The 4,736-nt window shown below is 63.7% G+C and carries 5 protein-coding genes and 1 pseudogene; 5 read left to right on the plus strand and 1 reads right to left on the minus strand.

Features of this window, described 5'->3' with window-relative positions; translation table 11 throughout:
- The 5 genes and pseudogenes from ctrA to HY852_RS09820 all read left to right on the plus strand — a co-directional run.
- Positions 1-591 (plus strand): annotated as a pseudogene (gene ctrA / locus HY852_RS09800) (response regulator transcription factor CtrA); the annotation flags it as partial.
- A gap of 72 nt (positions 592-663) precedes the next feature.
- The gene (locus tag HY852_RS09805; protein ID WP_291604384.1) at positions 664-1,872 is read left to right on the plus strand and encodes a tetratricopeptide repeat protein; all 1,209 of its coding nucleotides are present in this window, start codon (positions 664-666) and stop codon (positions 1,870-1,872) included.
- Between the two features lie 49 nt (positions 1,873-1,921).
- Positions 1,922-2,326, plus strand: a complete 405-nt coding sequence (locus HY852_RS09810) for a DUF350 domain-containing protein (RefSeq protein ID WP_291604385.1) — start codon at positions 1,922-1,924, stop codon at positions 2,324-2,326.
- Between the two features lie 15 nt (positions 2,327-2,341).
- The gene (locus HY852_RS09815) at positions 2,342-2,728 is read left to right on the plus strand and encodes a hypothetical protein (RefSeq protein ID WP_291604386.1); all 387 of its coding nucleotides are present in this window, start codon (positions 2,342-2,344) and stop codon (positions 2,726-2,728) included.
- Positions 2,728-3,888, plus strand: a complete 1,161-nt coding sequence (locus tag HY852_RS09820; protein ID WP_291604387.1) for a glutathionylspermidine synthase family protein — start codon at positions 2,728-2,730, stop codon at positions 3,886-3,888. Before HY852_RS09815 ends, HY852_RS09820 begins: the two co-directional genes overlap by 1 nt.
- Positions 3,889-3,964: 76 nt before the next feature.
- Here the strand turns inward: HY852_RS09820 and HY852_RS09825 are convergent.
- Positions 3,965-4,736, minus strand: a 772-nt coding sequence (locus tag HY852_RS09825) for a protein-glutamate O-methyltransferase CheR (RefSeq protein WP_291604388.1), incomplete at its 5' end; no start/stop codon positions are given.

A 4,736-nucleotide genomic window follows, 5' to 3' on the forward strand; every position in this document is an offset into this window, starting at 1 on the left:
GATCTCGGCAAACTATACGACTACGACATCATCCTTCTCGACCTCAACCTGCCTGACATGTCCGGCTACGACGTGCTCTAGCAGCTCCGGGTCGCCAAGATAAAGACACCCATTCTGATCCTCTCCGGCCTCGCCGGCATCGAGGACAAGGTCAAGGGTCTCGGCGTCGGCGCCGCCGACTACATGACCAAGCCCGTCCACAAGGACGAGCTGGTGGCCCGCATCCACGCGATCGTGCGCCGCTCCAAGGGCCATGCCCAGTCGGTCATCCAGACCGGCGATCTCGTCGTCAACCTCGACACCAAGACGGTGGAAGTCGGCGGCCAGCGCGTGCATCTGACCGGCAAGGAATACCAGATGCTGGAGCTGCTCTCCCTGCGCAAGGGCACCACGCTCACCAAGGAAATGTTCCTCAACCACCTCTATGGCGGCATGGACGAGCCGGAACTGAAGATCATCGACGTCTTCATCTGCAAGCTCCGCAAGAAGCTCGCCAACGCCTCCGAAGGCCGCAATTTCATCGAGACCGTGTGGGGCCGCGGCTATGTGCTGCGAGAGCCGCACGAGGCCGACGAGCGCATCCCGGCCTGATCTCAAGGGTTACTGCCGCGAGCCATGGCTCGCTCCTCCCCAACTGAAGCCCCGCCGCAAATGGCGGGGTTTTTGTTTGCCGAAGGCGCAAATGGAGCGTTCAGCGAATTTGAACCCGCATCCGGCCCGGCTCGACAGAGAATGGATCATCAGCCGGCGCAGGAAATGTCGATTTCAGCCTTGGCAGGACGGTCCGACGCCGACCTAGGCGGCGAACTCGCGTTCCTGAACCACACGATCGAGCAGAATCCGGACAGCGCCGAGGCCTGGGCAGCGCGGGCCGTCTTCCACCGGGCCTGCCGGAACGTTGCCGGCGCCATCCGCGATTATAGCCGCGCGTTACGCGCCGACCCTTCGCACATCCCATCCCTGCTTGGCCGAGGCGTGCTGCTGCTGGACGACGGCCGTCCGAACGATGCCATTTGCGACTTCACGGAAATCATCGCCGTCGACCCGGAGTACGAGGATGCCTACCTGTGCAGAGCCTGGGCCCACGAATCCGGATCGCAGCTCGAAGCCGCGCTGGCCGATTACGGCGCGGCTCTTGCCATCGACCCCTTTCTCGCCGAGGCCCATTACGGCCGTGGCAACGTGCTGCGGGAGCGCGAGGATTATGCGCTTGCGCTCGAAAGCTTTGACAAGGCGATCGAATGCGAGCCGGCCCGGGCCGAGTTCTACAACAACCGGGGCATCGTCAAGGATATCCTGCTCGACCATGCCGGCGCCCAGGCCGACTACAGCCGCAGCGTCGCGCTCGATCCGGCCGATGCGACGACCTACAACAACCGGGGCTATTCCTGCAGCCTGAGCGGCGACGATTTGAAAGCCATCGCCGACTACGACCGGGCGATCGAACGCGATCCCGATTGCGGGATCTTTTATCTCAACCGCGCGAACTCCCGCTACCGGCTCGACGACTACGACCAGGCGATCATCGACTGCGACCGGGCGCTGGAGAACGACGTCGATCCCGCCAAGCGAGCCGGCGCTTTCTGCGGACGGGCCGACTGCTGGTACATGAAGGACCGCTACGATCTCGCCATAGCCGATTATGACCGCGCCATCGAGCTGAAGAAAGACGAGGCACGGTTTTACCGGAATCGGGCCGACGCCCATTGGCTTGTCGACAACGACGATCTGGCCATTGCGGACTACACGCGAGCCATCGCCTTGAGCCCGCGCGACATCGACCTTTATATCGGACGCTGCGCGCTCTTCCTGCGCAGGCTGCGGCTGTTCTGTGCCCTCAAAGACCTCTGGCGGATCGTCAGGCTGGCATGATAGGCACCTCCAGCCCGGCTGATCGCCAATCCCACTGAAGAGAGCGTCCATGATCGCGCAATCGCTCGCAGGCCTTCCCGCTTTCATAGTCTATTTCTGCACCGGGCTAATTGCGGTGGTAGCTTACCTATTCGTCTACACGAGGATCACAGCGCACAACGAATTCGCGTTAATCCGCGACAACGAGCCGGCGGCCGCGATCGCGCTCGGCCTCAGCCTGCTGGGTTTCGTACTGCCGGTGGTGAGTGCGATCGCGCATTCGGCCAACGTGATCGACTGCCTGATCTGGAGCGTGATCGCGCTGGTCGTCCAGGTCATCGTCTACTACCTCGTGAAGGTCCCGGTGCCGGACCTGTCGAAACGGATCGCGGCTGGCGAGCTGGCGCCGGCGATCTGGCTCGGCCTGTCCTCGCTGGCGGCAGGCGCGCTCAACGCCGCCTCGATGATCTACTAGGCGTTGATCCGAACCATGGCCGAGCGACGCCCCACCAAGGATTTCGGCAAGCGGCGGCCTGCTTCCAGTCCGCCGCCGCAGCCGCAAAAACGCTCCGGCCACGTCGCGCTGCTGGTGATGGGCACGCTGGCGGTCGGCGCAACCGGCTATGCGCTGATGCCGAAGCAGAGGTGCGAGCCGCCTGCCCCGGGCATGGCCCAGCCGCAGGACAATACGGCGTGCACGTCGAGCCGCTCCGGTAGCGGTGGCCGCTGGTCGCATTACAGCTTCTTCAGCAGCAATTCATCCAGCCATTCACCGTCGGCCACCTCCACGTCGACTTCCTCGGATTCCTCATCCCACGTGACGCGGGGCGGCTTCGGCAGCTTCGGCCATGCCTTCGGCTTCTCCGGCGGCGGTTGATGCAGCGCATCACCTGTCCCGAGCGCGACGACTGGCAGGCGACCGCCGCGCGATGCGGCTTTGATTTCCATACCATCGACGGCGAACGCTATTGGGACGAGCGCGCCTATTACGCTTTCACGCTCGAAGAGATCGAGCGCGCCATCGAGACCCCGACCGGCGAGATCGACGCGATGTGTCTCGAACTGGCCGGCCGCGCGGTCAAGGACGAGCGCTATCTGCGGCGGCTGAAGATTCCGGAAGCGTTCTGGCCGCTGATCGCGCAAAGCTGGGAGCGCGACGACCGCAGCCTCTACGGCAGGCTGGATCTGCGCTTCGACGGCAACGGGCCCGCGAAGCTGCTCGAGTACAACGCGGACACCCCCACTTCGATCTTCGAGGCCGCGGTGTTTCAATGGACCTGGCTCGAACAGGCGATGGAGCGGCACATCATTCCCGCGCGCGCCGACCAGTTCAACTCGATCCACGAGCGGCTCATCGAAGCGTGGAAAGGGATCGCCGCGCGCCGTCACGTCCATCTCGCCGGCACGACCGGCCATACCGAGGACGCGGTAACGCTCGCTTATCTCGAAGACACCGCGCGTCAGGCCGGCCTTGCCACCACGCTGCTCGACATCGAGGAAATCGGCTGGCACGAGACGAGCGGCAGCTTCGTCGATCTCGAGGACCGCGACATCGAGCTCATGTTCAAGCTCTATCCCTGGGAGTGGATGTTTCACGACGCGTTCGGCTTAAAGCTGTTCGAGGCGAAAACGCGCTGGATCGAGCCGCCGTGGAAGGCGGTACTGTCCAACAAGGGCATCCTGCCGCTGTTGTGGGAGATGTTTCCCGGCCATCCCAACCTGTTGCCGGCGTTCTTCGAGGACGATCCGAAAGCCGCCGAGCTCGGCGCCTCCTACGTGCGCAAGCCGCTGCTTTCGCGCGAAGGGGCCAACGTCACACTCGTCGCCGGCGGCGTTTCCGTGGACGAACAGGCGGGCCCGTATGGCGCGGAAGGCTTCGTGCGCCAGGCGTTGTCGCCGCTGCCGGAATTTTCCGGCTTCTATCCGGTGCTGGGAAGCTGGCTCGTCGATCACGTCCCGTGCGGCCTGTCGATCCGCGAGGACGAGAACCCGATCACCGGCAACCGCTCGCGCTTCCTGCCGCACGCGATCCTGTGAGCATCCGCGCAAACGCTTTGCGTTTGTCGCGTCGAGAAACCGGTTTTGACCTTGCCGGATTACGCCTTGAAGGCCATCAGCGCGCTGCCGCTACCTTGAATTGCTGGAACGTCGGCCCGCCAGCATGGACACCCGCGCCCGGCGTGGGGTTGAGCTGATAGAGGCCGCGGCGGTCGGGACAGGGCCGGAACATGTCGGTGACTCCGACCACCGTTTCGGCCGCGCCCAGCACCATCATGCCGTCATCCTCCAGGACCCTGGCCATGCGTCCGAAGATCGACGCCTTGGTTTTCGTATCGAAATAGATGAGGACGTTGCGGCAGAAGATCGCGTCGAACCTGCCAAGATGGGAGAAGTCCTGCAAGAGGTTCAGTTGCCTGTGCTGGACCATCGCGCGGATGTCGGCGTTGAGCTGCCAGAACTCGCCCGCTTGCGTGAAGTATTTCACCAGCATGTGGATCGGCAGACCGCGCTGCACCTCGAACTGGCTGTAGACTCCCGCCTTCGACTTCTGCAGCACCTCGTGCGACAGATCGGTGGCGACGATCTCGACCTTCCAGCCGGCAAGCACCGCGCCCATTTCCTTCACGCACATGGCAATCGAGTACGGCTCCTGCCCGGTCGATGACGCAGCCGACCAGATGCGCAAGGTCTTGCGGCCTGCTCGCGCCTTCATCAGGGTGGGCAGGATGGTTTCGCGCAGGTGATCGAACGGGGTCTTGTCGCGAAAGAAGAAGGTCTCGTTGGTGGTCATGGCCTCGACCACCTCGGTCGCAAGCTGGCCGTTGCTCCTGATCCGCTCGACGAGCTCCGAAATGCCGTCAAGACCGGCTTTCCGGGCAAGCGGC

Origin of the sequence: Bradyrhizobium sp., assembly GCF_016213215.1 — a bacterium.
Lineage (GTDB): Bacteria > Pseudomonadota > Alphaproteobacteria > Rhizobiales > Xanthobacteraceae > Bradyrhizobium.

Excerpts from the sequence above, each read along its gene's own strand:
- HY852_RS09810 (WP_291604385.1), top strand. The coding sequence starts at position 1,922 with ATGATCGCGCAATCGCTCGCAGGCCTTCCCGCTTTCATAGTCTATTTC.
- HY852_RS09815 (WP_291604386.1), top strand. The coding sequence starts at position 2,342 with ATGGCCGAGCGACGCCCCACCAAGGATTTCGGCAAGCGGCGGCCTGCT.
- HY852_RS09820 (WP_291604387.1), top strand. The coding sequence starts at position 2,728 with ATGCAGCGCATCACCTGTCCCGAGCGCGACGACTGGCAGGCGACCGCC.